General features: G+C 71.2%; 20 protein-coding genes and 1 pseudogene. 11 read left to right on the plus strand and 10 right to left on the minus strand.

All coding sequences use genetic code 11. The annotated features are described in order from the left end of the window. Positions 1 to 57: 57 nt before the first annotated feature. From LRD69_RS26595 to LRD69_RS26610, 4 genes and pseudogenes are all read right to left on the minus strand, one after another. A pseudogene (locus LRD69_RS26595) lies at positions 58 to 400 on the minus strand (MarR family transcriptional regulator); the annotation flags it as partial. Positions 401 to 462: 62 nt separating this feature from the next. After that, positions 463 to 4,215 (minus strand): S8 family serine peptidase, encoded by a 3,753-nt coding sequence (locus LRD69_RS26600; RefSeq protein WP_277329062.1) that lies wholly within the window; start codon positions 4,213 to 4,215, stop codon positions 463 to 465. Between the two features lie 81 nt (positions 4,216 to 4,296). Further along, positions 4,297 to 4,419 carry a hypothetical protein gene (locus LRD69_RS26605; RefSeq protein WP_277329063.1) on the minus strand — a complete coding sequence of 41 codons (123 nt, stop codon included), beginning with the start codon at positions 4,417 to 4,419 and terminating at the stop codon, positions 4,297 to 4,299. A 628-nt stretch (positions 4,420 to 5,047) separates the two neighbouring features. Next, positions 5,048 to 6,013, minus strand: a complete 966-nt coding sequence (locus LRD69_RS26610; RefSeq protein ID WP_277329064.1) for a LysR family transcriptional regulator — start codon at positions 6,011 to 6,013, stop codon at positions 5,048 to 5,050. 97 nt (positions 6,014 to 6,110) lie between these two features. Here LRD69_RS26610 and mdlC point away from each other — a divergent pair, with 97 nt between their 5' ends. The 3 genes from mdlC to LRD69_RS26625 are packed head-to-tail and all read left to right on the plus strand — an operon-like array spanning position 6,111 to position 10,463. Next, positions 6,111 to 7,691 carry a benzoylformate decarboxylase gene (mdlC, locus tag LRD69_RS26615; RefSeq protein ID WP_277329065.1) on the plus strand — a complete coding sequence of 527 codons (1,581 nt, stop codon included), beginning with the start codon at positions 6,111 to 6,113 and terminating at the stop codon, positions 7,689 to 7,691. Between the two features lie 42 nt (positions 7,692 to 7,733). Then, positions 7,734 to 9,188, plus strand: coding sequence for a benzaldehyde dehydrogenase (locus tag LRD69_RS26620; RefSeq protein WP_277329066.1), 1,455 nt, complete (start codon positions 7,734 to 7,736; stop codon positions 9,186 to 9,188). A gap of 30 nt (positions 9,189 to 9,218) precedes the next feature. Continuing rightward, positions 9,219 to 10,463 carry an aromatic acid/H+ symport family MFS transporter gene (locus tag LRD69_RS26625; RefSeq protein ID WP_277329067.1) on the plus strand — a complete coding sequence of 415 codons (1,245 nt, stop codon included), beginning with the start codon at positions 9,219 to 9,221 and terminating at the stop codon, positions 10,461 to 10,463. Between the two features lie 183 nt (positions 10,464 to 10,646). On the opposite strand, the gene LRD69_RS26630 is transcribed toward LRD69_RS26625, so the two are convergent. Continuing rightward, the gene (locus LRD69_RS26630) at positions 10,647 to 11,228 is read right to left on the minus strand and encodes a hypothetical protein (protein WP_277329068.1); all 582 of its coding nucleotides are present in this window, start codon (positions 11,226 to 11,228) and stop codon (positions 10,647 to 10,649) included. A 627-nt stretch (positions 11,229 to 11,855) separates the two neighbouring features. Between LRD69_RS26630 and tdh the strand changes: the two genes are divergently transcribed. The 3 genes from tdh (at position 11,856) to LRD69_RS26645 (ending at position 15,101) form a co-directional block, all read left to right on the plus strand. Beyond that, on the plus strand, positions 11,856 to 12,884 hold the full coding sequence (gene tdh / locus LRD69_RS26635) for an L-threonine 3-dehydrogenase (RefSeq protein ID WP_277329069.1): 1,029 nt from the start codon (positions 11,856 to 11,858) through the stop codon (positions 12,882 to 12,884). Between the two features lie 38 nt (positions 12,885 to 12,922). Further along, the gene (locus LRD69_RS26640) at positions 12,923 to 14,116 is read left to right on the plus strand and encodes a glycine C-acetyltransferase (protein ID WP_277329070.1); all 1,194 of its coding nucleotides are present in this window, start codon (positions 12,923 to 12,925) and stop codon (positions 14,114 to 14,116) included. 70 nt (positions 14,117 to 14,186) lie between these two features. Next, complete coding sequence (locus LRD69_RS26645) at positions 14,187 to 15,101, plus strand: LysR family transcriptional regulator (RefSeq protein WP_277329071.1); 915 nt, start codon at positions 14,187 to 14,189, stop codon at positions 15,099 to 15,101. A 162-nt stretch (positions 15,102 to 15,263) separates the two neighbouring features. Here the strand turns inward: LRD69_RS26645 and LRD69_RS26650 are convergent, their stop codons facing one another. Then, positions 15,264 to 15,758, minus strand: a complete 495-nt coding sequence (locus LRD69_RS26650; protein ID WP_277329072.1) for a PaaI family thioesterase — start codon at positions 15,756 to 15,758, stop codon at positions 15,264 to 15,266. 94 nt (positions 15,759 to 15,852) lie between these two features. Between LRD69_RS26650 and LRD69_RS26655 the strand changes: the two genes are divergently transcribed. After that, positions 15,853 to 16,320 carry a helix-turn-helix domain-containing protein gene (locus LRD69_RS26655; protein WP_277329073.1) on the plus strand — a complete coding sequence of 156 codons (468 nt, stop codon included), beginning with the start codon at positions 15,853 to 15,855 and terminating at the stop codon, positions 16,318 to 16,320. Positions 16,321 to 16,377: 57 nt separating this feature from the next. On the opposite strand, the gene LRD69_RS26660 is transcribed toward LRD69_RS26655, so the two are convergent. Then, positions 16,378 to 16,767 carry a VOC family protein gene (locus LRD69_RS26660; protein WP_277329074.1) on the minus strand — a complete coding sequence of 130 codons (390 nt, stop codon included), beginning with the start codon at positions 16,765 to 16,767 and terminating at the stop codon, positions 16,378 to 16,380. Between the two features lie 77 nt (positions 16,768 to 16,844). On the opposite strand from LRD69_RS26660, the gene LRD69_RS26665 reads away from it, so the two are divergent. Together LRD69_RS26665 and LRD69_RS26670 are read left to right on the plus strand one after the other, a co-directional pair. Next, a complete protein-coding gene (locus tag LRD69_RS26665) occupies positions 16,845 to 17,480 on the plus strand; it encodes a nucleoside/nucleotide kinase family protein (RefSeq protein WP_277329075.1) in 636 nt (211 codons plus the stop codon). A gap of 70 nt (positions 17,481 to 17,550) precedes the next feature. Beyond that, a complete protein-coding gene (locus tag LRD69_RS26670) occupies positions 17,551 to 18,678 on the plus strand; it encodes an aminopeptidase P family protein (protein ID WP_277329076.1) in 1,128 nt (375 codons plus the stop codon). Between the two features lies 1 nt (position 18,679). Here LRD69_RS26670 and LRD69_RS26675 read toward each other — a convergent pair whose 3' ends face one another. Both LRD69_RS26675 and treZ read right to left on the minus strand, forming a co-directional pair. After that, entirely contained in the window at positions 18,680 to 19,690 is a 1,011-nt protein-coding gene (locus LRD69_RS26675) for an aldo/keto reductase (protein WP_277329077.1), read from the minus strand. A gap of 81 nt (positions 19,691 to 19,771) precedes the next feature. After that, the gene (gene treZ / locus LRD69_RS26680) at positions 19,772 to 21,532 is read right to left on the minus strand and encodes a malto-oligosyltrehalose trehalohydrolase (RefSeq protein WP_277329078.1); all 1,761 of its coding nucleotides are present in this window, start codon (positions 21,530 to 21,532) and stop codon (positions 19,772 to 19,774) included. A gap of 157 nt (positions 21,533 to 21,689) precedes the next feature. Between treZ and LRD69_RS26685 the strand changes: the two genes are divergently transcribed. Both LRD69_RS26685 and LRD69_RS26690 read left to right on the plus strand, forming a co-directional pair. Next, a complete protein-coding gene (locus LRD69_RS26685) occupies positions 21,690 to 23,063 on the plus strand; it encodes a GH1 family beta-glucosidase (protein WP_277329079.1) in 1,374 nt (457 codons plus the stop codon). 215 nt (positions 23,064 to 23,278) lie between these two features. Next, complete coding sequence (locus LRD69_RS26690) at positions 23,279 to 23,863, plus strand: DUF1707 and FHA domain-containing protein (protein WP_277329080.1); 585 nt, start codon at positions 23,279 to 23,281, stop codon at positions 23,861 to 23,863. Positions 23,864 to 24,194: 331 nt separating this feature from the next. Here LRD69_RS26690 and treY read toward each other — a convergent pair whose 3' ends face one another. Then, a complete protein-coding gene (gene treY, locus LRD69_RS26695; protein WP_277329081.1) occupies positions 24,195 to 26,591 on the minus strand; it encodes a malto-oligosyltrehalose synthase in 2,397 nt (798 codons plus the stop codon). Positions 26,592 to 26,625: the final 34 nt, after the last annotated feature.

The raw sequence follows: 26,625 nt of genomic DNA on the forward strand, positions 1-26,625 counted from the left end.
TGGCGGAGTGACGACGGACTTCGACCGCACTGATTGCGGTGACCGCTCTCACCGGCCGCGGCAGGCGCGGCAGAGGCCGTCGGGGAGGGCCTCCGGGCGGCCGGGAACGCCGCACCGGGTGCACTCCATCATTGCGTGACGCACAGGTGCAGTAGGCGGGGGCGGGGTGGTGGTGCGGGCGGGAAGCCTGGGCGGCTTCTTGTCGTGGAGTCGGCGGCGGACGAAGCCTCGGGGTACGTCGACCGTCTCGGGAAGCCCGGCGGTGAGGGCATGGACGAGGTAGTCGGTGCTCACGCCACGCGAGCCATTCGGCGGCCTGTTCCTCCAGGGCCTCGCAGTCGCCGGCCGAGAGGGCCGGTCGGGCGTCGGCGCGCCCGAGTGTCCAAGCAACGAAGAGGGGGCGGGGCCGCTGGATGCGGCCCCGCCCCCGTGCCGGTCAGGGAGGGCTGACCGGGTGGGCACTCACTTCAGGCCGAAGGCCCGGGTGATGCTCTGGGTGACACCGTTGCCCTCGGTGTCGCCGGCGCTGGTGCGCAGCGTCACGAACCGCGCCTTGGCGGGGGCGTTCAGCTGGGTGCTCCAGCCGCGGGCGGTGTGGGTCAGCGCTGCGTGCTGCCACGTGGCGCCGTCGTCGTAGGAGACGTCCACGCTCACCGTTTTGATGGTGTCGGAGCTGGGGGCGCCCGGGAGGTGCGAGGGAGTGACGGTGATGCCGGCGTGGCGACCTGTCTTGCCGGCGATGTTCATGCCCTCGACCGCGTAGTCGAGCTGGATCAGCGGCAGGACGTCGAAGGTACCGGCGGCGGTCCGCCCGGAGGTGAAGCCCCACTCGGTCCTGGTGGTGGTCGAGTAGTCGTTCGTCCAGTTGCCCCGGGCGTTGTCCGACACCAAGCGGTATCGCAACTTCTCGGGAGCCAGGACGAGGGGGAACCGGAAGCTGCCCAGGGTGTCGGTCTCGGAGGCCCTGATCAGGGTGTCGCCCTGGTAGAGCTTCACCTTGTTCTGGACATCGGCGTTGTTGTATGTCGTGCCGACGTGTCGGGCATCCGAGTCACCCCAGCCCAGGATCTGCGCATATACCTTGTCATCCACTCGGAACGGTCGGTGGGAACCGTCCAACCGAGGGCGCTGGACCGGTGCGAAGTACTGCAGGTGGGAGGTCTTACCGGTCGGGTACCGCTTCAGGACGTCGCTGCTGATCTGAAGCTGCTGGTTGACCTGGGCGAACTCGGCCCACTCCGTGTCGCTGGACACCCAGTCGGTGCGCTCGGCCTGGGTGGGGGTGGGCAGCATGTTGTATCCGTAGTCGCCGCGCCAGACGGCGGAACGGAACTCCATGCCCCGCGCGGGCCGGTTGTTGCGGAAGGAGACGTCCACCCGCGCGAGGTCACGGCGCTGCGGCTGGTAGGTCGGGTCCGCCGGGATGCCGGTCCAGTGATGGCTGATGTCGTAGAGGTAGTCCGTGGTGGGGTGGGAGGTCACGGTGAGCGCCGTGCTCCGGCCCTGCTGGAGCTGGGTGATCAGCTCGTCGCCCTCGTCCGCGGTCAGCGAAGCCACGGTCAGGGGAGGCGGGTTCCCGGCGTCGGACCACGGGTTGTCGAGGCTGGCTCCCCACGGCTCCAGGCGTCCGTCGCCGTCGTTGACGACGAGCAGCACCTTCGCGCCGGCCTTGGCGGCCTGCTCGGCCTGCTCGGCAGGTCCGACGGCATCGCTGCGGCGGACCACGACGGCCTTGCCCGCGGCGTCGAGCCCGGCGTAGGCGGCGGCGCCGCCCTCACCGGCGTAGACGGCCTTGTACTGGCGGGTGCCCTCGCTGAGCGGGGTGCGTCCGTGCTGGACACGCAGGTCGTCGAAGGCGCGCGTACGGGATGCGACCGTCAGGGCCGGCTCGGTCAGGCGCCAGTTGCCGCCGAATTCGTAGGTGCCCGTGGCGACCGGCTTGCTGGGCAGGACCCAGAAGCTGTCGTACATGGCGTTGGGCCACCGCGTCATGCCCAGCGCGCTTCCGTTGTCGAACCCCCGGTAGAGGTCGATGCGGGTCTCGGCGAGGGTGGTCTGCTGCGGGGTCCGGACGGAGACCGGCTTGGCCTTGGAGGCGTCCAGGGTCACCGTGGCGTCCTTGTCGAGGACGACCTCGGGAGCGGCCAGGATGGCCTTGCCCCGGGAGCGCGGCCCGTGAGAGCCCCGGACATCGTTCTCCAGGCTCACGTAGTACGTGCCGGGGGGCAGGGAGACCGTACCGGTGCCCGAATCATCCAGGATCAGCGGCATCGCGAGGTTTTGGCCCAACACCCACACTTCACCACCCATCGGGCGGCCTGCACGGTCCTTTCCGTTCAACGTGAGGGTGTGGCGCGGGCCCATCTTGTAGGCGCCGGTGAGGGTGTGGGCCAGCGGCGCGCCGGAGACGTCGGTGGCGAGGATCTGCCCCGAGGTGACGGTGTCGCCCTTCACCAGGTCGAAGTCGGTGGTCAGGGTGACCTTGCTGCTGCCGTGCGCGGGGACGGTGACCTGTTGTGCGGACAGCGAGAACGCGCCGGCGGCTGCGCCGGGTGCCTGGACCGCCAGGTCCAGGGTGACCGGACTGTCCCCGGTGTTGGTGTAGGTCACCTCCTTCTCGGTCTTGTCATCGGCCGGCGCCGTGGCGCCGCGGTAGCCGCCGAACGCGCTGGCGGTGGCGAACACGGTGCCCTTGACGGCGGCGGCGACGTCCAGACGGCCGCTGCCGCCCTCGTACGGGGTGTACTGGGGCGTCGACTTGGTGGTGCTGACCAGGCCGTCCTTGAGCTGCTGCCCGGTCCAGTCCGGGTGGGCCGCGGCGAGCAGCGCGGCGGCGCCTGCGACGTGCGGGGTGGCCATCGAGGTGCCGCTGAGCGTCTGGTAGTAGCCCTCGCCGTCTTCGGCGTACTGCGAGCGGGCCGCCAGGACGTCGACGCCCGGGGCGGTCAGCTCCGGCTTCAGCCCGGCGTCGCCCTGGCGCGGGCCGGTGCTGGAGAACTCGGCGAGCTGGTCGGAGGTGTCCACCGCGCCGACGGACAGCGCGGCGTCGGCGACGCTGGGCGTCGAGACGGTGTGCGAGCCGCCGTTGCCGGCCGCGATGGTGAACAGCACGCCGGTCTCGGCGCTGAGCTGGTTGACGGCCTCGCTCATCGGGTCGTGGCCGTCGCTGGGCCCGGCGCCCAGGCTCATGCTGATGACCTTGGCGTGCTGGTCGCGGGCGGCCCACTCCATGCCCGCGAGCACCCAGGACTCCTGGCCGGAGCCGTCATTGTCCAGCACCTTGCCGATGTGCAGGCGTGCCCCGGGCGCGACGCCCTTCTCCTTGCCGTCGGAGGCGGCGCCGGTGCCGGCGATGGTCGAGGCGACGTGGGTGCCGTGACCGTTGTGGTCCTCGATGTCCTGGTCGGGCACGAAGCTCGTGCTCGCGGCCACCTGACCGACGATGTCGGGGTGCCGGGTGTCCACACCGGTGTCGAGCACGGCCACGTCGACACCCTGGCCGGTGTCACCGCCCTCCCACACCTGCGGTGCGCCGATCTGCTTGGTGGTGTCGGCCAGGTCGGCCTTGACCTTCCCGTCCAGCCAGACCTTCGCGATCCCGCCGCGCAACTGGACCTTGGCGCCGGCGCTGCGACTGCCGGCCGCCGCGGTCCCGCCGGTGAGCGAGGACCAGAAATCGGCTGCCTGGGTCCGCTTCTGCGACAGCGCCGCGCCCTGAATGCTGCTCAGGGCGAGGGTCCTGGTGGCGCCGGACGGCACGGCCTGGGTCCGCGCGCGCACGGCGGCGTCGGTGTAGGTGACGATCAGGGGCAGACTGCTGCGCTGCTCGTCCCCGTAACCGTCCGCCAGCAGCTTGGTGACGTTGAAGAGCTCGCGGTCCAGCTTTTCGGCGGCGATGTACGGAAGGGCGGCGTCCGGGTACACATAGGTGTCCTTGCCGACCGTGTAGGTCGTGGCGCCGGTGAGCTGACCGTCCCCGCCCTGCACGGAACGGGTGACCCTGCCGTCGGCAGCGGTGTTGACGGTGACTTTGTCGCCGGTCAGCAAGGTGACGGTACGTGAGGTCGGCTGATGTGTCGCAGGGTTGGCGGATGACCGGTCCGGTGCACCGGCCCCCGGTGCTGCGGTGGCAGACACCGCCTGCTGGGCCGTGAAAACGGCCAGCACGACACCGATGGCCAGCGCCGCCCGTCTACGGGCGGGTATGGAAGGCATACTGATCCTTTATGGGCATGGCAACCGTTTTTGCCGATGTGTCACACATCGTCAGGTTGCGCAAAGTGAGGCCTGATTTCGTTATGGTGTTTTTCGGCTCGGTTTCAGATCCTTGGCGGACTCGAGGTACACCGGCTCGGGGCGCACGGCGAGCCGCAGCCCCTGCGATCGGCCGACGAGGCCGAGCGTGTCGGTGATCTCCACCAGGGCGGCGTCGCTGCGCGGCTTACCCCTGGTCGGGGAATGGGAACGCTGCGCGAGGCGACCCCTCGATCGAGGTGAAAAGGCAAGAGCACGTACGTTGTCGGGCGTCCTCTGCCGCCACTTGGGAGTGCGTGTGTCGACGATGCGCCGGGCCCAGGGGTGCGTCGGTCAATCGACTGCATGACCAACTCATGGCTGTTCAGGTACCGGTGCGCCGTCGACTCCTGCTGACTGCGGGTTCAGCATCACCTGCGAACGCCGCGATCTCGATGTGATTCGGCCTGGACCGAATAACGGCATTCCGGAAGGATCGCCCCGGGCTGTCATGGTCTACCGCGCACACTTCACGGTTCAGGATCCGGCCCGGCCCCGTGTGGCCGAGGCGACGACGCCGCTGCACGAGCCGGAACGCGCAGTGCGAACCCTGCACAGCCGCAGCTTCACGGAACACCTGGCAGCGCACTCCGACTCGTCGTGAGCCTCAGGGCCACGTCCGGGCGACGCGAGCAGTGCGAGCTGCAGCCTGCCGTCCCGCGTCCTGCCGCCGGCGTCTTCTCCTTCGCTGTCCCGGCACCGGTCGGTATCGCCGGCCCGGCCATGGGACAGAGCCCGTGTCCTGCAGTCCTGGTCAGGCAGGCTCGCGGCGCCCCGTCGGCTGCCGGCCGCTGCTCCACGGTGGCAGCTGGGCCGAACTCACCTGCTCGCCGAGGACTTCGGACATGAATCGGACCAGCCACCGTTGCGCGGGGCTGCGCGAGGACTCGTGCCGGGCGTAGAGGGCCACTTCGATCGGCTCGGTCTCGAACGGCAGTCGTACCAGGCGTACTTGGTGGGAAGCGGTGAAGACCTCCCCGACGTACTCGGGGACTATGGCGATCAGGTCCGTCTGCTCCAGGACGTACGGAAGGATGGAGAGCCGGGTCACCTCCAGGGCCACTTGGTCCAGGAGCCCGTGCGACGCCAGCACCGCCCTCGGCGTGATGTGTCCGCTGGGTCCGAACACCGTGGCGTGTTGCTCCGCCGCGAGGTCGGTGAGGGTGACCGAGTCGCCCCGGACGCGGGGGTGGTCGGCGGCGACCATGCCGACGTAGCGCTCACGGAAGAGCGGAATCCGCACGATCTGCTGCGGGAACAGCACCGGTGTGGCCACGAAGGCGTCCAGGTCTCCGCGGCGCAACTGGCCCTCGGCCTCGTCCACGTCGAGGGGCCGGATGGTGAAGGACACCCCTGGCGCGCGTGTGCGTGCCGCCGCCAGGAGCCGGGGGAGGAGTGTCGCCTCGCCGAGGTCGGTCAGGGCCAGGGTGAAGCGGCCGGACATGCTTCCCGGATCGAAGTCCTCGGCCTGGCGCGCCGCGCCGTCGATCTCCGCGAGAGCGCGTCGTAGCGGCTCGTACAGACGGCGCGCGTCCGCCGTCGGAGCCAGCCCGCGACCGGTGCGGCGGAACAGCTCGTCGCCGAAGTGCCGGCGGAGTTTGCCCAGGCTGTAGCTGACGGTGGGCTGGGTGACATGGAGCGTGTCGGCCGCCGCCGTGACGCTGCCGGTCTCGTAGAGCAGCACGAAGACGCGGGCGAGGTTGAGATCGAAGTCCTTCATATAGATGGAATCTATATGGCAGCGCGGAAACATCTATTGGTGCTCATGTCGGGGCTCTCCCTAGCGTGTCGGACGTCACTTTCGGAAAGGAACGTCCGTGCCCTCCGTGCGCCGCATCTCCCATGAACTCCTGCAACGTCAGGGCCTCACCACGGTCTTCGGCAACCCGGGTTCCAACGAGCTGCCCTTCCTCACCGGTCTCCCCGAGGAGTTCCGCTACGTCCTGGGCCTGCACGAGGGCGCCGTCGTCGGCATGGCCGACGGATACGCGCAGGCGACCGGCCGCCCGGTCCTCGTCAACCTGCATGCTGCCTCCGGCTCCGGCAACGCGATGGGCGCACTGACCAATGCGGTCGCCTCCCGGACCCCGCTCGTGGTCGTCGCGGGCCAGCAGGTGCGGCCCGCGATCGGCCCGGAGGCCAATCTGTCCAGCGTCGACGCCCCGGCGCTGATGAAACCCCTCGTAGGCTGGGCGGCGGAACCGGCGTGTGCCCAGGACGTGCCGCGCGCGCTCGCGCAGGCGGTCTTCGAGGCTGAGCTGCAGCGGCGCCCGACCTACCTCTCCGTCCCCTACGACGACTGGGCCGCCGACGCCGACGACAACAGTCGCGCGCTGCTCGACCGGCAGGTCCGACGCGCCTCGACGCCGAGTGAGGAGCAGGGCCGCCGACTTGTCGAGCAGGTCACCGCCGCCCGCCGCCCGGCTCTCGTCCTGGGCGGCGACATCGATTCCGCCGGTCTCCTCGACGACGCCGTCCGGCTGGCCGAACGCCTGGGCGGGCCGGTGTGGGCGGCCCCGTCGCTCTTCCGGCTGCCCTTCCCCAACCGGCACCCGCTGTTCCGAGGTGTGCTGCCCGCCGGAATCGCACCCATCTCAAAGGCCTTCGAGGGTCACGACCTCGTGCTCGTGCTCGGAGCGCCGGTGTTCCGCTACCACGAGTACCTTCCCGGCCGTTATCTGCCCGAAGGAACCCGGCTGATCCAGGTGACGGACGACGCGTCGGCCGCCGCGCGGGCGCCCATGGGGGAGGCGCTGGTCGCCGGTACCGCTGCCGTCATCGACCTGTTGCTGAAGGCGCTCGACGCCCCGGCGACTCCCACGGCCGCATACAGGCCCGTGCCCGATCCGCTCACCGCCGAGGGGACGGACCTGCACCCCGAGGAGGTGTTCGCCGCCCTGCGGGACGAGCAGCCCGAGGACACCGCGTACGTGGTCGAGTCGACCTCGACGAACTCCTCGTGGTGGCGCCAGATGGATCTTCGCCGGTCGGGCTCCTACTACTTCCCGGCTGCCGGCGGGCTCGGCTTCGGACTGCCCGGTGCGGTCGGGGTCGCGATGGCCCAGCCCGGGCGCCCGGTCGTCGGCGTCATCGGCGACGGCTCGGCCAACTACGGCATCACCGCGCTGTGGACCGCCGCCCAGCACAAGGTCCCCCTGACCATCGTGCTGCTGCGCAACGGGACGTACGGCGCACTGCGGTGGTTCGGCGACCTGCTCGGAGTACCGGACGCTCCCGGCCTGGACATTCCGGGTCTCGACTTCACCCGCATCGCGGAGGGCTACGGCGTCCACGCCCGTCATGTCAGCGGTGCCGAGGAACTGCGCGCCGTCCTCGCCGAGCGTCCCGACGGGCCCCGGCTCATCCAGGTGGACACGACCCTCACCACCCCCGCATAGCGAACGTGCTCATCCCCCTCTCGTAAGAAGGAAGGCAGAAGCATGACAGTTCTGGACAATGACGTCTGGACCAGGAGGTTCTTCAGCGAGGGCTGGAAGGAGTCCTCTTCCGGGTACCCGGTGCGCGAACCGGCCACCGGGGCGCAGCTCGGTGTGGTCGGTCTGGCCACGGCCGACGATGTGCGCAGCGCCGCAAGCCGCGCCGCACAGGCACAGCGCGAGTGGGCGGCGACCGCGCCGCAACAGCGTGCGGCCGTCCTGCGTCGTGCGGGCCAGATCATCAGTGAGTACTCCGCCGAGATCGAGGAATGGCTGGTGCGTGAGGCCGGCTCGGTGCGGGCCAAGGCGGGTTTCGAGGTGGAGCTCGCCGTGGGCGAGTGCTTCGAGTGCGCAGGGCTGCCGACCCACCCGCAGGGAGAGGTGCTCACCTCCGAGGACGCCCGCTGGTCGTTCGCCCGGCGCCGCCCGGCCGGCGTCGTGAGTGTCATCGCCCCGTTCAACTTCCCGCTGATCCTGGGCCTGCGCTCGGTCGCCCCCGCACTCGCTCTGGGGAACGCGGTGCTTCTCAAGCCGGACCCGCGCACCGCGGTGAGCGGCGGGGTCGTCATCGCGCGCGTCTTCGAGGAGGCCGGGCTGCCCGCCGGCGTACTGCACCTGCTGCCGGGCGATGCCTCGGTCGGTCGGGCCGTCGTCGAGGCCCCCGAGGTCAGGGTCGTCTCCTTCACCGGCTCCACACCGGTCGGCCGTGCCATCGGTGAGCAGGCCGGACGCCTCCTCAAGCGGGCCCACCTCGAACTGGGCGGCAACAATGCACTTGTGGTGCTGCCCGGTGCCGACGTGGACAAGGCGGCCTCGGCCGGTGCGTTCGGTTCGTACCTGCACCAGGGGCAGATCTGCATGACGACCGGCCGCCACATCGTGCACGAGTCGCTGCTGGAGGAGTACACCGCCGCGCTCGCCGCGAAGGCCAAGGCACTCCCGGTGGGCGACCCCGCTCGCGAGGACGTGGCGCTCGGGCCGATCATCGACCGCGGGCAGCTGGAGCGGATACACGGCATCGTCACGGGGAGCGTGGCAGCGGGTGCGACCGTTGCCGCGGGTGGCGAGATCGCCGGAACCGGCTACCTCGCCACCGTACTGACAGGTCTGACGACCGACATGCCGGCCTGGCGTGAGGAGATCTTCGGCCCCGTCGCGCCCGTCATGGGCTTCTCGGACATCGAGGACGCCGCCCGTATCGTCAACGACTGCGAATACGGGCTGTCCGTCGGCATCCTCGGGGACGTCGGCACAGCGATGAAGCTCGCCGACCGGATCGACTCCGGCAAGGTCCACATCAACGAACAGACCGTCAGCGACGAGCCCAACGCACCCTTCGGCGGGGTCAAGGCATCGGGTACGGGTTCCCGGTTCGGTGGTGCCGCCGCGAACATCGAGGCCTTCACCGAAGGCCAGTGGGTCACCGTTCGCCCGGACATCGCCGACTACCCGTTCTGACGTCTCCCGACTTCGCTGAGGGGAATCTTCATGACATCCATCATTTCGTCCGCAGCGCCGGCACGAGCCGGCAGAGGCAACGCATGGACCGTGATCCTGTGCTGGATCACGGTCATGCTCGAGGGCTACGACCTCGTGGTCCTCGGCGCGATCATCCCGACCCTGCTCAAGACCCATCACCTCGGCATGACCGCGGGCGACGCAACCATGATCGCGACGCTCTCGCTCGTCGGTGTCGCCATCGGCGCGGTCTCCGTCGGCCCCCTGGCCGACCGGCTGGGGCGACGCCGCCTGCTCATCGGCTCGGTGGTGCTGTTCTCGGTGTTCACCATCCTGGTGCCGCTGGCCGGATCCGTCGGGATGTTCGCCACGCTCCGTCTCATCGCAGGCTTCGGCCTCGGCGCCTGCATGCCGGTGTCGCTCACGATGATGTCCGAGCACATGCCGGTCGACCGCAGGGCGCGGGCCAGCACCCTGACGATGACCGGCTACCACACCGGCGCCGTGATCACCTCGCTGCTGGCGCTGCAGGTGACCGACAACTGGGACGTCCTCTTCTACATACTCGGCGTCGCCGGCATCGGCGTCGCCGTCATCCAGTGGTTCCGCCTCCCGGAGTCCGAGGCGTTCGTCCTGGCCAAGGAGAAGGCCGAGCAGCGCGTCCCGTTCACCGAGCTGCTGAAGCCGGCGTACCTGCGCGCGGGCATCGGGATCTGGGTGGCGTCCTTCATGGGGCTGCTGCTGGTCTACGGCCTCAACACCTGGCTGCCGAAGCTCATGAACGACGCCGGCTACCCCGTTCCCGCGGCCGTCACCCAGCTCCTCGTGCTCAATGTCGGCGGTGTGGCCGGTCTGGTCGTCGGCGGATTCGTCGCCGACCGGCGGGGCATCAAGGGCACCACCCTCGCCTGGTTCGGGGCCGCGGTGGCCATGCTGGCGTGCCTGAGCGTCAGAATGGACAGTGACATCCTGCTCAACGTCGTCATCTTCTTCACCGGCGTGTTCGTCTTCTCGGCCCAAGTGCTGGTCTATGCCTACGTGACGAACTTCTATCCGGCCGGCATCCGCGGCACTGCGCTCGGTTCCGCCTCGGGTATCGGCCGTATCGGCTCGATCGTCGGCCCGACGATCACCGGCGCCCTGGTCACCGCCGGGATCGGCCACCCGTGGGGCTTCTACTTCTTCGCGGTGGTCGCGGTCTTCGGCTTCCTGGCGGTACTGACCCTGCCGCGCTCCGTGCGTAACCCACAGGAGGACCTCGACGCCGTCGCCTGACACGCCGCCACCACGATGCGGCGGTACGGGCCCACCCCGGGCCTGTGCCGCCGCACGCGCCTTCTCTCCGGCGGACGCTCACCCCGTGCGCCGCCCGGCGATCACCGAGGGACTTCACACGCGATCGATCTCGTGCCCCTCCCGGCAAGCTTTGCCCCGTCGCAAACGTTGCCGGTCGCGGCACTAAGGGCTGGCTTCGGAGCCACCGACCCAGCGCCGCACCACCTGAAGACACACCACCGCCGCGACGATCGACCGCCTCTGCTCGGCGCCGGCTCTCCGGTCCAGCTCCACCGCGTACTGCTGGAGACCGTCGAACGACCGGACCGTCGAGGCCGTCACGCGCCCGAGCCGGTCGTGCGCGTCGTCCTGCACAAGCCACACTCTGCCGGCCAGGGCGTTGCGGGTCAGATGCAACGTCCCGCCCTCGGTGCGTACTTGCAGCAGTCCGGCGCGAAGCATGCGACCGCGCGATTGGACCTCGCCGATCGGGCGGTCCCGGCCGTCGGCCAGGTGGAAGAGTGGCCGTCCGAACGCGGCTCCCGAGATCAGGCGGATGTGCAGCAGCGGCCGGCCTCCCAGGTCCTGCATGCGGTACGCGTACGTGCCACGTTCGTGGAGGTGGCCGAGCACCGTGCCGTCCGCGGCGGAAAGATGCATCTTCGGCCCGTGATGACTGCGCAGTATCGGACGCCGTGGCTGGGCAAGGATCAGTGCGTCAAGCCCGAACAGCTCCGCAACCGTGTCGTCGGCATCGCCACCCACCTTCATCGCCCTCCTCCGACGCAGCGCCCCAGCGGAGACGAGTATGACGCTCGATCAGCACGGGGCATTGTGCTGCCCCACAACCAGCGTGCCGCCCCGCTCGGCACCTGCAGCCGGGTGAACGACGCACGGTTGCCGTCCGGCGTGCTGGGCCCCGATGGACGCAGGGCAGTGGGAGGCGTGGAGTGCCATCCGGACGAGGACCACGGGCGGCTCGCACCCGCGCGAGGACGAGGGGAACCGGCTCACCTGGTACGCGTCCACCGGATGGGCCAAGCCGTACCCGGGAGACGACCGCGTCCTCGCACCCGACGAGGTGCCGGACCGCGACAACCACCGCAGGCGACCGGCGACTGATCGCGGGCCGGGTGGATGAGGCGGCCGGCCCCTCCGCGCAGCGCGGGCATGAAGCGGAGCTGCGGCTGCGCTTAAGAAATCCTCGATGGACCTGGGGCGCGGGGTACGGCAGATTTCTCCGTGACGGCAGAGGATGGTGCGCGGCAGCCGGTCACCGTGCGCGCCGCCCATGCATGTCGTCCCTCTCGTTCTTCCCCGGGCCGCAGGCTGCCTCAGGCATGCCCCCGGCCCGGGGTATTCACCACGTACCAGGTACAGGGAGCCGCAGCCGTGAAGGCACTCGTGAAGCAGAAGGCCGAGCCCGGACTCTGGCTGATGGACGTTCCCGAGCCGGAGATCGGCCCCTCGGACGTGCTGATCAAGGTGCTCCGTACCGGTATCTGCGGCACCGACCTGCACATCCGCAACTACGACGGCTGGGCCCAGCAGGCCGTGAAGACGCCGCTCGTCCTCGGCCACGAGTTCGTCGGCGAGGTCGCCGCGATCGGTGCCGACGTGGTCGACATCACCGTCGGTGACCTGGTCAGCGGCGAGGGCCACCTGGTCTGCGGAAAGTGCCGCAACTGCCTGGCCGGCCGCCGTCACCTGTGCCGCTCCACCCTCGGACTCGGCGTCGGCAGGGACGGGGCGTTCGCCGAGTACGTCGCGCTTCCCGCCTCCAACGTGTGGGTGCACCGCGTCCCCGTCGACCTCGACATCGCCGCGATCTTCGACCCGTTCGGCAACGCCGTGCACACCGCGCTGTCGTTCCCGCTCGTCGGCGAGGACGTCCTGATCACCGGCGCCGGACCGATCGGCATCATGGCGGCGGCCGTCGCCAAGCACGCGGGTGCCCGCAACGTCATGATCACCGACGTCAGCGAGGCACGGCTCGACCTGGCCCGCAAGGTCGGCGTCAGCCTCGCCCTCAACGTCGGCGAGCACACCATCGCGGACGGGCAGCAGAAGCTCGGCCTGCGCGAGGGCTTCGACATCGGCCTGGAGATGTCCGGCCGCCCCGAGGCCATGCGCGACATGATTGCGAACATGACACACGGTGGGCGGATCGCGATGCTCGGACTGCCGTCCGAGGAGTTCGCCGTCGACTGGTCCCGCATCGTCACCTCGATGATCACGATCAAGGGGATCTACGGCCGCGAGATGTACGAGACCTGGTACGCCATGTCCGTGCTGCTGGAGGGCGGCCTCGACCTCGCCCCGGTGATCACCGGACGGTACGGCTACCGCGACTTCGAGGCGGCCTTCGACGACGCGGCGAGCGGACGCGGCGGCAAGGTCATTCTCGACTGGACCGTCTGACCACCCGTATCCAGCTATCGAGCCGGGAGAGACCCCCTATGTTCGACTCCGTACGCGACGACATGCGCACCACCCTCGAAGAGATCGAGGCCGCCGGGCTCCACAAGCCCGAGCGCGTGATCGGCACCCCGCAGTCCGCGACCGTCGCCGTCACCTCCGGCGGCCGCCCCGGTGAGGTGCTCAACTTCTGCGCCAACAACTACCTGGGCCTCGCCGACCACCCCGACGTGATCGCCGCCGCCCACGAGGCGCTGGACCGCTGGGGCTACGGGATGGCCTCGGTGCGGTTCATCTGCGGCACGCAGGAGGTCCACAAGGAGCTGGAGCAGCGGCTCTCGTCGTTCCTCGGCCAGGAGGACACGATCCTCTACTCCTCCTGCTTCGACGCCAACGGCGGCGTCTTCGAGACCGTGCTCGGTCCGGAGGACGCGGTCATCTCCGACGCCCTCAACCACGCGTCCATCATCGACGGCATCCGCCTGTCCAAGGCCAAGCGGTTCCGCTACGCCAACCGCGACATGGACGACCTGGAGAAGCAGCTCAAGGAGGCGTCCGGAGCCCGGCGCCGGCTGATCGTCACCGACGGTGTGTTCTCCATGGACGGCTACGTCGCCCCGCTGCGCGAGATCTGCGACCTTGCCGACCGGTACGACGCCATGGTCATGGTCGACGACTCGCACGCCGTCGGCTTCGTCGGCCCCGGCGGCCGCGGCACCCCCCAGCTCCACGACGTCATGGACCGCGTCGACATCATCACCGGAACGCTCGGCAAGGCGCTCGGCGGCGCGTCCGGCGGCTACGTCGCGGCCCGCGCCGAGATCGTCGCGCTGCTGCGCCAGCGGTCGCGCCCGTACCTCTTCTCCAACTCGCTCGCCCCGGTCATCGCGGCGGCCTCGCTGAAGGTCATCGACCTGCTGGAGTCCGCCGGAGACCTGCGCGAGCGGCTCAACGCCAACACCGCGCTCTTCCGTACCCGGATGACCGAGGAAGGCTTCGACATCCTGCCCGGCGACCACGCCATCGCCCCCGTCATGATCGGGGACGCGGCGAAGGCAGGCCGGATGGCGGAGCTGCTCCTGGAGCGCGGTGTGTACGTGATCGGGTTCTCGTACCCGGTGGTCCCGCAGGGCGCGGCACGCATCCGCGTGCAGCTGTCCGCCGCGCACTCCACGGACGACGTGAACCGTGCGGTGGACGCGTTCGTCGACGCGCGGGCCGCGCTGGGCGAGTAGCCCCACGCAGGGATCAGCTCGCTGCGGTCCAGGTCCCGTGCGCCCCGCGGGACCTGGGACAATGGACCGCATGATCGATGCACGGCGGCTGCGTATTCTCCGTGCGGTGGCCGACCACCGCACCGTGACCGCGGCAGCCGCCGCGCTGTATCTGACGCCGTCCGCCGTCTCCCAGCAGCTCGCCGCGCTGGAACAGGAGACGGGCCACCGGCTGGTCGACCGCAGCGCCCGCGGGGTGCGGCTCACCGCCGCGGGCGAGATCCTGCTGACCCACACCAACGCGGTCCTCGCCCAGCTGGAACGGGCCGAGGCGGAGCTCGCCGCGTACAGCGCGGGGGACGCCGGTACGGTCACGGTCGCCGCGTTCGCCACGGGCATCGGGCTCGTGCTCGCCCCCGCGATCGCCGAGCTGGCGGTGACCGCCCCCGGCATCCGGGTGCGGGTCCAGGACGCGGAGGGCGACGCGAGCGTGCCGATGGTGCTCGACCGGCAGGTCGATGTGGTGGTCGCCGTCGAATACCGGGGCGCGCCCGACGAGGACGACCGGCGGCTGACCCGGGTGCCGCTGTACTCGGAGCCGTTCGACGCGGTGCTGTCGGTGGGGCACCGGCTGGCCGGCCAGGAGCAGGTGGCGATCGCGGACCTGGAGAAGGACCCGTGGATCGGCCAGTACCCCGGCAATCCGTGCCACGACGTGGTCGTCCTCTCCTGCGAGTTCGCCGGCTTCCAGCCCAGACTCGAGCACTCCTCGGACGACTTCCGCGCGGTCGTGGCACTCGCCGGGGCGGGCGCCGGGGTGGCACTGGTGCCGAGGTGGGCGCTGCGGGGGATGGACCTCGCAGGGGTGGTGGTACGGCCGGTGGAGGGTAACGCGCCGACCCGGCGGGTGTTCGCCGCGGTCCGGCACGGGGCCGAGGGGCACCCGCTGATCAGGCCGGTGCTCGAGGCCTTGCGGGGGGCGGCCGTGCGGTTGCCGGTGGGGTGAGGGAGGTTTGCCCCCGGCGGACCCGGTACTCCATGGCCGGAGGCGCCCGAAACACGGCGGCACGCGCCGTCGGCCTGGCGGCCTGCCGCTTCCCGTGCTTCTCCCGAGGCCCCGCCGTGCCACCCAGGGCACGGTCGACGGCCTTCGGGAGCCGTCAGAGGGTCAGGCGGTCGGCAGCGGAAACAGCATGCATGTACTGGTGGCGTGAGCGAGGGGGCGGTCCGCCTCGTCGAGGAGCCGGGCCTCTGCGAGGGCGGTGCGGCGGCCGCTGCTGATGACCGTGCCGACGCTGCGGATCCTGCCGGTGTCGACGGTGATCGGGCGCAGGAACTTCACGGTCAGGTCGAGCGAGGTGTACCCCATGCCCGGCGGCAGGGTGGACTGGACCGCGCATCCGGCGGCCGAGTCCAGCAGCGTGGCGTAGACCCCGCCGTGCACGCTGCCGATGGGGTTGTAGTGCTCCTCGCCCGGAACCAGGGAGAACACCGCCCGTCCGTGCTCGACCTCGTCGAGGGTGAAGTCAAGGGTGGCGGCGACCGGAGGGCCGGGCAGCCGCCCGGCGGCGATCTCGCGTAGGAATTCCAGACCCGTGCCCTGTCCGACGGCGGCCGCCGAGAGCGCCGGATCTTCCCATTCGTAGCTACGTGAGCGTCCCATGCGGCTGATCCTCCTCGGCTGACTTCTTCTCGTAAAGCTAGCCCTTGGTGCAGCTGACTGTCAATATCGTAGCCAGGGGGGCTACCATGACGGGATGAAGTGGCTGGAAATGAGCACGGAGAACTGCACGATCCAGCGCACGCTCGACGTGGTCGGCGAGAAGTGGACGCTGCTGATCCTGCGCGACGCCTTCAACGGAGTGCGCCGCTTCGACGACTTCCGCCGCCATGTGGGGCTCTCGGAGGCGGTCCTGGCCGACCGGCTCCGCAAACTGGTCGCGGCCGGGGTCCTGCAGACCGTCCCGTACCGGGAGCAGGGCAACCGGACCCGGAACGAATATCGCCTGACCCGCAAGGGCCGGGACCTGTGGCCCGTTCTCGTGGCGCTCAGGCAGTGGGGCGAGACCTACGTCGCCGACCCCGAGGGCCCGGTCCTGGACATCCGGCACAGCGATTGCGGCGCCCCTGTGCACGTCGTGGTCGAGTGCTCCGGCGAGCACGCCCCGCTCACCCCGGCCGAGGTGAGCGTCCTGCCCGGACCGGCGGCCAGGCCTCGCACCTGAGCGCCGGAAAGCGATACTTCCCTGTACGGCGGTCGGAGTGCGTGCGTGCGGGGCGGCTCACGCGGGCTGGAGCAGGTCCCAGCGGTTGCCGTAGAGGTCCTCGAAGACCGCTACCGAGCCGTACGGTTCGTGGCGCGGCTCCTCCAGGAAGTGCACCCCGGCTGCCAGCATCCGTGCGTGGTCGGCCGTGAAGTCCTCGGTGTGCAGGAAGAAGCCGACCCGGCCCCCGGTCTGCGTGCCGACGGAGGCCCGCTGCTCCTCGTCCTTGGCGCGGGCCAGCAGCAGCCCCGTCCCCTGCGCCGCGCCGCGCGGCCGGACGACGACCCAGCGGGAGCCGTCCCCGCGGTCGGTGTCTTCGACGAGTTCGAAGCCCAGGGCGTCCGTGTAGAAGGTGAGGGCCTCGTCGTAGTCGCGGACGACCAGGGTGACCAGGGCGATGTGTGACATGGCGGTTCCTCGCGTGTACGGCATTTGGTTATACGTAACACTACCGAGGGTGCCGCAGGTGGCGGGACAATGCCCGCATGCACACGAGTGATGTCGGCGAACTGTCGGCCCGCGCCCGCCGCCTCGCCCGCCCCGGACATCGCCGCATCCTCGGCATCGCCGGGCCGCCCGGCGCCGGGAAGTCCACGCTCGCCGCCCAGGTGGTCGACGCGCTCGCCGGGCTCGCCGTCCTCGTCCCCATGGACGGCTTCCACCTCGCCCAGGCCGAACTGGACCGGCTCGGCCGCGCCGGCCGCAAGGGTGCCCCCGACACGTTCGACGCCGCCGGGTACGCGGCGCTGCTCCGACGCCTGCGCGCGCCCGGGGAACCGGGGCCCGTCTACGCCCCCGCGTTCGACCGGGCCCTGGAGGAACCGATCGCCGGGGCCGTTCCCGTACCGGCGCACGTCCCGCTCGTCGTCACCGAAGGCAATTACCTCCTGCACGACGACGGTCCCTGGGCGCCGGTGCGCGGGCTGCTCGACGAAGTGTGGTTCCTGGATCTCGACCCCGCGGTACGGGTACGCAGACTCGTCGACCGCCATGTGAGGTTCGGCAAACCCCGGCCGTACGCCGAGCGCTGGGTCGCCGGGTCCGACGAAGCCAACGCCCGGCTCGTCGACCGTGGCCGCGACCGCGCCGACCTGCTCGTACGGCTGCGCCCCGCGCCCTGACCGCACTCGCGCCCGCCCCCGCCGCCGGGCAGGATGCTGTCTGCCGTATCGCATCGCCAGGAGGTCACGCATGACCAGCCCCCACCCGCCCGTGCCGTTCACCGCCGACGACTACCGGGCGAGGATGGCGCGGGCCGCCGAGTCCGCCGCCGAAGCAGGGCTCGCGGGCGTGCTCGTCGCACCCGGCCCGGACCTCGTCCACCTCACCGGCTACCAGCCCGGGAACACCGAACGCCTCACGCTCCTCGTCCTCAAGGCCGGCCAGGACCCCGTCCTCGTCGTGCCCACCCTGGAGGCGCCGGACGCCGAGCGGGCCGTCGGGGCCCCGGCGCTGACCCTGCGCGACTGGACCGACGGCAAGGACCCGTACGCCGTGACCGCCCCGCTGCTCGACGTGGGCGGCCGGTTCGGGATCAGCGACAACGCCTGGGCGATGCATCTGCTGGGGCTCCAGCAGTTCCTCCCCGGCACCTCGTACGTCTCCCTCACCACCGCCCTGCCGATGCTGCGGGCGGTCAAGGACGCCGCCGAACTGGAGCGGCTCGCCGCGGCGGGGGCCGCCGCCGACGCCACGTACGAGGAGATCCTGAAGGTCCGCTTCTCGGGCCGCAGGGAGACCGACATCGCCGCCGATCTGGCCGCGCTGCTGAAGCAGTTCGGGCACTCGCAGGTCGACTTCACCGTCGTCGGCTCCGGGCCGAACGGCGCCAACCCGCACCACGAGGCGGGCGACCGCACCATCGAGCACGGAGACATGGTGGTGCTCGACTTCGGCGGCCTCAAGCACGGGTACGGCTCCGACACCTCCCGCACCGTCCACGTCGGCGAACCCACCGCCGAGGAGCAGCGGGTGCACGACATCGTGCGGGAGGCGCAGGAGGCCGGCTGCCGGGCCGTCCGGCCCGGGGTCGCCTGCCAGGAGATCGACCGGGCGGCCCGCGCGGTCATCACCGAGTTCGGCTACGGCGAGCGGTTCATCCACCGCACCGGCCACGGCATCGGCGTCACCACTCACGAGCCCCCTTACATGATCGAGGGCGAGGAGCAGCCGCTGGTGCCCGGGATGTGCTTCTCCGTGGAGCCCGGGATCTATCTGCCCGGCCGGTTCGGCGTCCGCATCGAGGACATCGTGACCGTCACGGAGGACGGCGGGCGGCGGCTGAACACCACGGGGCGCGAGCTGGCGATCGTGGAGTAGGTCAGGCGCCGCCGCGGTCGCTGAGGCGCTGCAGGATCGCGTACGGATACGGCAGCGGGCGGGCGCCGGCCGCATCCAGCCGCGCCGTCTGGTCGTCCGTCAGTTCCCAGCCCACTGCTCCGAGATTGTCGGTCAGCTGCTCGACGGTACGGGCCCCGATGATGGGGGCGGTGACTCCCGGCTGCTCGAGCAGCCAGCGCAGCGCGACCTGGGCGGGTGTGCGGTCGGCCTCCTCGGCGACGGCCAGGACGGCGTCCACGACGGCCCAGGTCTCCTCGTTGTCCCTGCGCTGCCAGTCGTCGCTCCCGCTCGCCTGCTGGGTGGCGACGCGGGAGCCGGCGGGCGCCTCGGTCATGCCTCGCCGGTACTTGCCGGACAGCCAGCCGCCGTCCAGCGGGGACCACGGGATGATCCCCACACCCTCCTGGATGCTCAACGGGGCCAGTTCCCACTCCACTTCACGGTGCAGCAGGTTGTAGAGCGGCTGGAGGCACACATACGGCGTCCAGTCGCGCCGGCGTGCCAGCTCCAGGGACTTCTGGAGCTGGGAGGGGGCGAGGTTGCTCGCGCCGAGATAGCGGACCTTGCCGGCCTTGACCAGGGTGTCGAGCGTGGCGAGGGTCTCCTCGATCGGCGTCGTCGCGTCCCACAGATGGGTCTGGTACAGGTCGATGTACTCCGTGTTCAGCCGGCGCAGACTGGCCTCGACGGCCGCGAGGATGTGCTTGCGGCTGAGCCCGCCGTCGTTCGCGCCGTCGCCCATCCGGCCCCACACCTTGGTGGCGATGACGAGATCGTCGCGGTTGCGCCCCTTGAGCCAGCGGCCGAGCACCTCCTCCGAGCCGCCGCGGTCGTACATGTCCGCCGTGTCGATGAAGGTGCCGCCCGCCTCGGTGAACGTGTCGAGAACGCGGTGGGTGACCGCCTCGTCGCCCGTCCTGGTGAATGTCATGGTGCCCAGGCATAGTTCGCTGACCTGAAGGCCGGTTCCGCCGAGAAATCGCTGCTTCATGACACCGACCGTACGAGGTGAAGTGCACACGAGGGCAAGCGTTCCGCGGTGTCACCGGCCGGCGTGCAGCCGCGCCCCCGGTCAGTCGTCGGCGAGCACCACGCACGACTCCGGCGGCAGATGCAGCAGCCCGTCCGCGTCCGGTGCCGCCACCGGCGCCCAGGCGGCCAGCACCCTGCCCATGCCCGTCCGGTTCCGCCCGCCGCCGAGCGGGATCGTGGCCGGCTTCTCGTGGAGATTGACCGCGACCCGCAGATCGCCCCTGCGGAACACCAGCCAGCGCCCCTCTTCGTCGAGGGCGGTCCTCACCGACGCCAGATCCGGATCCGACAGGTCGGGCAGGGCGCGGCGCAGTGCGATCAGTTCGCGGTACCAGGCGTGGAGGCGGGCATGCGGCTCGCGGTCCGGTTCGGTCCAGTCCAGGCACGAGCGGTCGCGGGTGGCCGGGTCCTGCGGGTCCGGGATGTCGTCCGCCGCCCAGCCGTGCGCGGCGAACTCCCGCCGCCTGCCGTTGCGTACGGCCTCGGCGAGCGCAGGATCGGTGTGGTCGGTGAAGAACTGCCAGGGGGTGCGGGCACCCCACTCCTCGCCCATGAAGAGCATCGGGGTGAACGGGCCGGTCAGCACCAGCGCCGCCGCGCAGCCCAGCAGACCGGGGGAGAGTGTGGCGGAGAGCCGGTCGCCGAGTGCCCGGTTGCCGATCTGGTCGTGGGTCTGCGCAAAGCCGACGAAGCGGGTGGCCGGGGTGCGGACGGTGTCGACGGGGCGGCCGTGCGTGCGGCCGCGGAAACTGGAGTACGTGCCGTCGTGGAAGAAGACGCTCGTCACGGTCTTGGCGAGGGCGGCCATCGGGGCGGCGGCGAAGTCGGCGTAGTAGCCCTGGGCCTCGCCGGTCAGGGCGGTGTGCAGGGCGTGGTGGAAGTCGTCGTTCCACTGGGCGTGCAGACCGATTCCGCCCGCCGCGCGCGGCGTCGTCGTGCGCGGGTCGCAGAGGTCGGACTCGGCGATCAGGGGCAGGGGGCGGCCGAGCTCCGCGGAGAGGGCGTCGACCGCCGTGGACAGTTCCTCCAGGAAGGTGAGGGCCCGGGTGTCGGCGAGGGCGTGGACGGCGTCGAGCCGCAGCCCGTCGAGCCGGTAGTCGCGCAGCCAGCCGAGCGCACTGCCGAGCAGATACCCGCGGACCTCGTCCGAGCCGGCGGCGTCGAGGTTGACCGCGGCGCCCCACGGTGTGTGGTGGGTCTCGGTGAAGTACGGGCCGAACGCCGGGAGGTGGTTGCCGGACGGGCCCAGGTGGTTGTGGACCACGTCGAGGACCACCGCGAGGCCGAGCCCGTGCGCCGTGTCGACAAAGCGCTTCAGTCCGTCCGGGCCGCCGTACGGTTCGTGCACGGCCCACAGCGACACCCCTTCGTACCCCCACCCGTGGACGCCCGGGAACGGGCAGACGGGCATCAGCGACACATGGGTGACGCCCAGCTCGGCGAGGTGTGTCAGGCGTGCCGCGGCGGCGTCGAAGGTGCCCTCCCGGGTGTACGTGCCGATGTGCAGCTCGTACAGGACGGCACCCTGCAGTCCGCGCCCCGCCCACCCGCTGCGCCAGGTGTATGCCTCCTGGTCGACGACGGCGCTCTCCCCGTCGGGGCCGTCGGGCTGGCGGCGCGAGCGAGGGTCGGGGAGCACGGGGCCGCCGTCGAGGACGAAGCCGTACCGGTCGCCGTGCGCGGCCTCCGCCTCGGCCGTCCACCAGCCCGCTCGTGCCCCGTCACGCTCCATCGGCCGCAACGCCCCCGCCAGCCTCAGGCCCACCGAGTCCGCCTCGGGCGCCCATACCTGGAACAGCATGCCTCGCTCCTCGTCTCGTCGTTCCGGCCCCATGGTCGGCAGATGGTGCGATCGCCGGCCCATGACACTGGATCGAGCCCACTATCAGCCAATAAGGTCAGGTTCTGATCATTGCCCTGCCAGGTTCTGCTCATACGTACGGCTGCTGGAGGCCGAGATGACCGTGCCGACGTTCCCGCCGGGATTCCTCTGGGGCGCCTCCGCCTCCGCCTTCCAGACCGAGGGGGCGGCCGACGCCGACGGCAAGGGCCCCTCCGGCTGGGACGCCTTCGCCGCCCGGCCGGGACGGATCAAGGATGGCACCGACACCACCCGCGGCACCGGATTTCACGAGCACTACCGTGAGGACGTCGCCCTGCTGGCGGGCCTCGGCGCCGACGCCTTCCGGTTCTCCGTCAGCTGGCCGCGCGTGGTGCCCGGCGGCAGCGGACCCGTCAACCCGGCAGGGCTGGACTTCTACGACCGGCTCGTCGACGAGCTCTGCGCCCACGGCATCACCCCGGCGCCCACCCTTTACCACTGGGACACCCCGCTGCCGCTCGACGAGGCCGGCGGCTGGCTGAACCGGGACACCGCCCACCGGTTCGCCGAGTACGCGGGCATCGTCGCCGAGCGGCTCGCCGACCGGGTCCCCATGTGGATCACCATCAACGAACCGGCCGAAGTAACCATGCTCGGCTACGCGTTGGGCGCTCACGCCCCGGGCCGCACCCTCCTGTTCGACGCGCTGCCCGCCGCCCACCACCAGCTCCTCGCCCACGGCCTGGGCGTCCGCGCGCTGCGGGCGGCCGGCGCCGCGAACATCGGCGTCGCCGTCTCGCACGCCCCCGTCTGGACCGCCGGGGACACGGACGAGGACCGGTTCGGTGCCGAGCTGTACGACACCCTCACCAACTGGATGTTCGCCGACCCGATCCTCACCGGCCGCTACCCCGACGAGAACATCGCCGCGCTGATGCCGGGACCGGTCGAGGACGACCTCGGGACCATCTCCGCGCCGCTCGACTGGTACGGGGTCAACTACTACAACCCCATCCTCGTCGGTGCTCCCGGGGCGGACGCCCCCGAGACGTTCTCCGGCTTCGCGATGCCCGCCGAACTCCCCTTCGCGATCAGGGAGATGGAGGGATACGAGAAGACCGACTTCGGCTGGCCCGTCGTCCCCGACGGGCTGCGTGAAACCCTGGCTCTGCTGCGGGCCCGCTACGGCGACCGGCTGCCGCCCGTCTACATCACCGAGAACGGCTGCGCCGTCGACGAGGCCGTCGCCGACACCCGCAGAATCGCCTTCCTCGAAAGCCACTTGAGCGCGCTGCGCACCGCGATCGACGAGGGCGTCGACGTCCGAGGCTACTTCACCTGGTCGCTGACCGACAACGTCGAATGGACCGAGGGCGCCAGCAAGCGCTTCGGTCTCGTGCACATCGACTACGAGACGCTGCGCCGGACGCCCAAGGCGTCGTACGCCTGGTACCGCGACGTCATCCGCTGCCAGAAGACGTCCGGACCCTGCGAACCGCCCCTGCTCTGATCAGTGCTCCCCGCCACGGCTGCTTCATGGTGCCCCGGACGGCCCACCCGTGGCCGCGGCCGCTCCATGCGGGTCCGCGTGCGCGGCGGCGGCCGGCGACAACGTCTCCCGGCCACCGCCCCCGACGGGCGGCACGGGCGTTCCGCGCAGGTCAGGCGGGCGGAAAACGGGCTTGTTCTGGACACCCCGGGGCGGTCGGCCCGACAATCGTTCCTGTGACGTCGTCCTTCGAGTTCCACACGTATCCCGCGCGGGTCTCCGATGCTCAGCGCGACCGTGTTCTCGGTGTGCTCAGAGAGGGAGCGGCGCAGGGAAAGCTGTCCCACGACACGTTCATGCGGCGGATGGAACTGGCCCTGTCCGCGCACCGGCCGGAGGAGCTGGCGGCACTCACCGCTGACCTGCGGGCCGAAAGCCGGTGGACACGTGGGCTGTTCCGGGCGGTGGGCGCGGCGTCCGGCTTCCCCGCCCGGGTGCGCAGGGCCTGGCAGGCGGAGCGGCTGCCGAAGCTGCTGCTGCCCGCGCCCAGCCCGTACCCCGTGCTCATCGGTCGCGATCCGGCGAACGGGCTGCGGCTCACCCATGAGACGGTCTCGCGGATGCATGCCGAACTCACCGTGCGGGACGGCCGATGGATTCTGCGCGACCTCGGCTCCACCAACGGCACGTGCGTGAACGGGCAGCGGGTGACCGGTGCGGTGTCGGTGCGCGACGGGGACCAGGTGAGCTTCGGCCGCATCGTCTTCCGGCTGTCCGCTCCCGCACCCAAACCGCCCGAGGAGCCCCGGCGTTCGGCGTGAAGCCAGGTACCCCGGTCTGCTGACGGGAGCCTGCGGTGTTCTCCCGTGCGGAGCGGAGGGGGACCGTGCGGGCGACGGCGGGTCCCTTCACCCGAACGGGTGCACCTGCCCGGTGACGGGTCCGCCGCGGTGGTCTCCTGCGTTCCTCCGCGCCGTACAGCGGCGCACCCGGGCCAGGGGGGTACGGACGCAGGCCGACGCGCCCGACGGCATACCCGTACCCACGCCCCGGAACCTCCCGGATCCCCCGCCCCGGTCCCTCCCGGTGCTCGACCGCCGCCCCATGCGGCCGGCCGGTACCGCTCGGACCGGCCGCCTCGCGCCGGCCTGCTCACCCGTGGCCCGCGGACCCTTCTCGTACGACCCGGCTGAGCAGCGCCACCGGCCGCTCGGCGAACAGCTCGGCCACGTCGACCGGGCCCCCGCCGTACTCCCGGCCCGGTGTGAGCAGATCGGTCCACGGCCCGTCGTCCGGCAGGACCAGCTCCGTCCCGCGCCAGCCGCCCGACTCGGCCAGCCGCAACGACAGCCTGGTCACCGCCGTGACCACCTCGCCGGAACGGCAGAAGGCCAGACAGTGCGCGGCCGCCGGCCCCTGTGCGGCCAGCGGGATGTACGTCCCCGACTCGCCGAAGAGCTCCGGCCGCTCGCGCCGCAGCCGCAGCGCCTCTCCCGTGAGCGAGGCCTTCTCGCCCACGGGGCCGTCCTCGGGAGGACGCTGGAACGGCCTGCGGTTGTCCGGGTCGACCAGGGCGATGTACTCCCGCTCCGTCCCCTGATACAGGTCCGGCACCCCGGGCATCGTCAGCTGCACCAGCGCCGCTCCCATGATGTTGTCCTGCGCGAACGTCTCCAGCGCGGCGGCGAACCGTTCCAGCGCCGCCCGCGCCGGACCCGTGTCGGCGGCCGGACCCGCCGCGACGAAGTCCGTCACCGCACGCTCGTACACCGGATCGGGCTCGGTCCAGCTGGTGAACAGACCCGCCTCCCGCACCGCCTTGAGCAGCGCCGGTTCGAGCCGCCCGGCGATCTCCGCGGCCGGCAGCCACGCGCAGCCGAACGCCGTCTGCCAGGCCTGCCAGGCCAGCTGCGGATCGGGCGCCGCCGTCGGCGTCGCCCGGCCCAGCTCCGTCAGCAGCTCCGACCACTGCTCCGGGCACTGCGAGAGCACCGCGACCCGGGCCCGTACGTCGCCACTGCGCTTGGTGTCATGCGTGGTCAGCGCCGTGCCGGTGGCGGGCCAGTCGCGCGCCATCCGGGCACAGAACGCGTGGAACTCCTCGGGGGTCACCGCCGGGAGCCCGGGGTCACCGCCGACTTCGGTCGCCGAGATCAGTGGCACGTACCGGTAGTACGCCGTGTCCTCGACCGACTTGGCCCGCAGCGCGGAGGCGGTCTGCGCGAACCGGGCGCAGAACGCCGCCCGGTCCGGCCCGCCACCGAGCCGCCCGAGCGCCAGATCACGCACCACGTCGACGGCCGCCGCCTCCTCCGGCACGGAGAACATCGCCCTGGCGTCCCGTACGGCCGTGTCCGGCAGCGTCGCCTCCGCAGCTGCCGTGCAGGGCCCGCCCGCAGCGACGTACGGGCGGTAGACCGGGACCCGGACGAGCAGTTCGCGCACGGCGGTGTGCAGCGCCCACGGGGCGTGGTCGCGCAGCGCGGGGTCCGCGTCGCAGATCCGCGCGGCGAGACGGGTCAGGTGCTCGGTCTCGGCGGCCAGCTCATGTGTGACCACCCGGTACGCGGCCCGGCGGACCGTCGCGGTCCAGTACCCGCCGCGGTCCCCGGCCGGGTTCGCGTGCTCCCGGTACCGGCCGAGCAGCTCGGCGGCGCCCATCGGATCGGTGAACAGCCCGTCGATACGGTGCAGTGCGTCGTACCCGGTCGTCCCGGCGACGGCCCAGCCCACGGGCAGCGGCTCGGCGCCGGTGAGGATCTTCTCGACCACCGTCCACCGCCCGCCGGTCGCCTCGCCGAGCCGCTCCAGATAGGAGCCGGGGTCGGCGAGTCCGTCCGGATGGTCGATGCGCAGCCCGTCGACGACACCGTCCCGGACGAGTTCGAGGATCTTGCCGTGGGTGGCGGCGAAGACCTCGGGGTCCTCCACCCGCAGTCCGATGAGGTCGGAGATGGTGAAGAACCGCCGGTAGTTCAGCTCGGTACGGGCCAGCCGCCACCAGCCGAGCCGGTAGTGCTGGGCGTCCAGCAGCTCGGTCAGCTCCAGACCGGCGGTGCCGGCCCGGAGAGGGAACTCCTGTTCGCCGTAGCGCAGCACCTCGCCGTCGACCCGGAACCGTTCCCTCTCGTCGCCGAACCGGCCGGCGAGCACCGGCAGCAGCACCTTGCCGCCGCCCGCCGCCCAGTCGATGTCGAACCAGCGGGCGTACGGGGACCCCGGGCCCTCGCGCAGGGTCTCCCACAGTGCGCGATTGTGCCGGGGGACGGCGGCCATGTGGTTCGGCACGATGTCGAGCACCAGCCCGAGCCCGTGCCGCTGCGCCGTGCGCGCCAGCTGCCGCAGCCCCTCCTCACCGCCGAGTTCGGCCCGGACGCGGCTGTGGTCGACGACGTCGTAGCCGTGCGTGGAGCCGGGCACGGCCTCGAGCACCGGGGACAGATGCAGATGGGAGACGCCGAGCGCGGCGAGGTACGGCACGGTGTGCCCGGCGGCCGAGAACGGGAAGTCGGGCTGGAGCTGAAGCCGGTACGTGGCGGTGGGCGTCATGCGAACGTACGTACCCAGCCTGACAGCGACTGTG

This window comes from Streptomyces sp. JH14, from assembly GCF_029428675.1.
Taxonomy (GTDB): domain Bacteria; phylum Actinomycetota; class Actinomycetes; order Streptomycetales; family Streptomycetaceae; genus Streptomyces.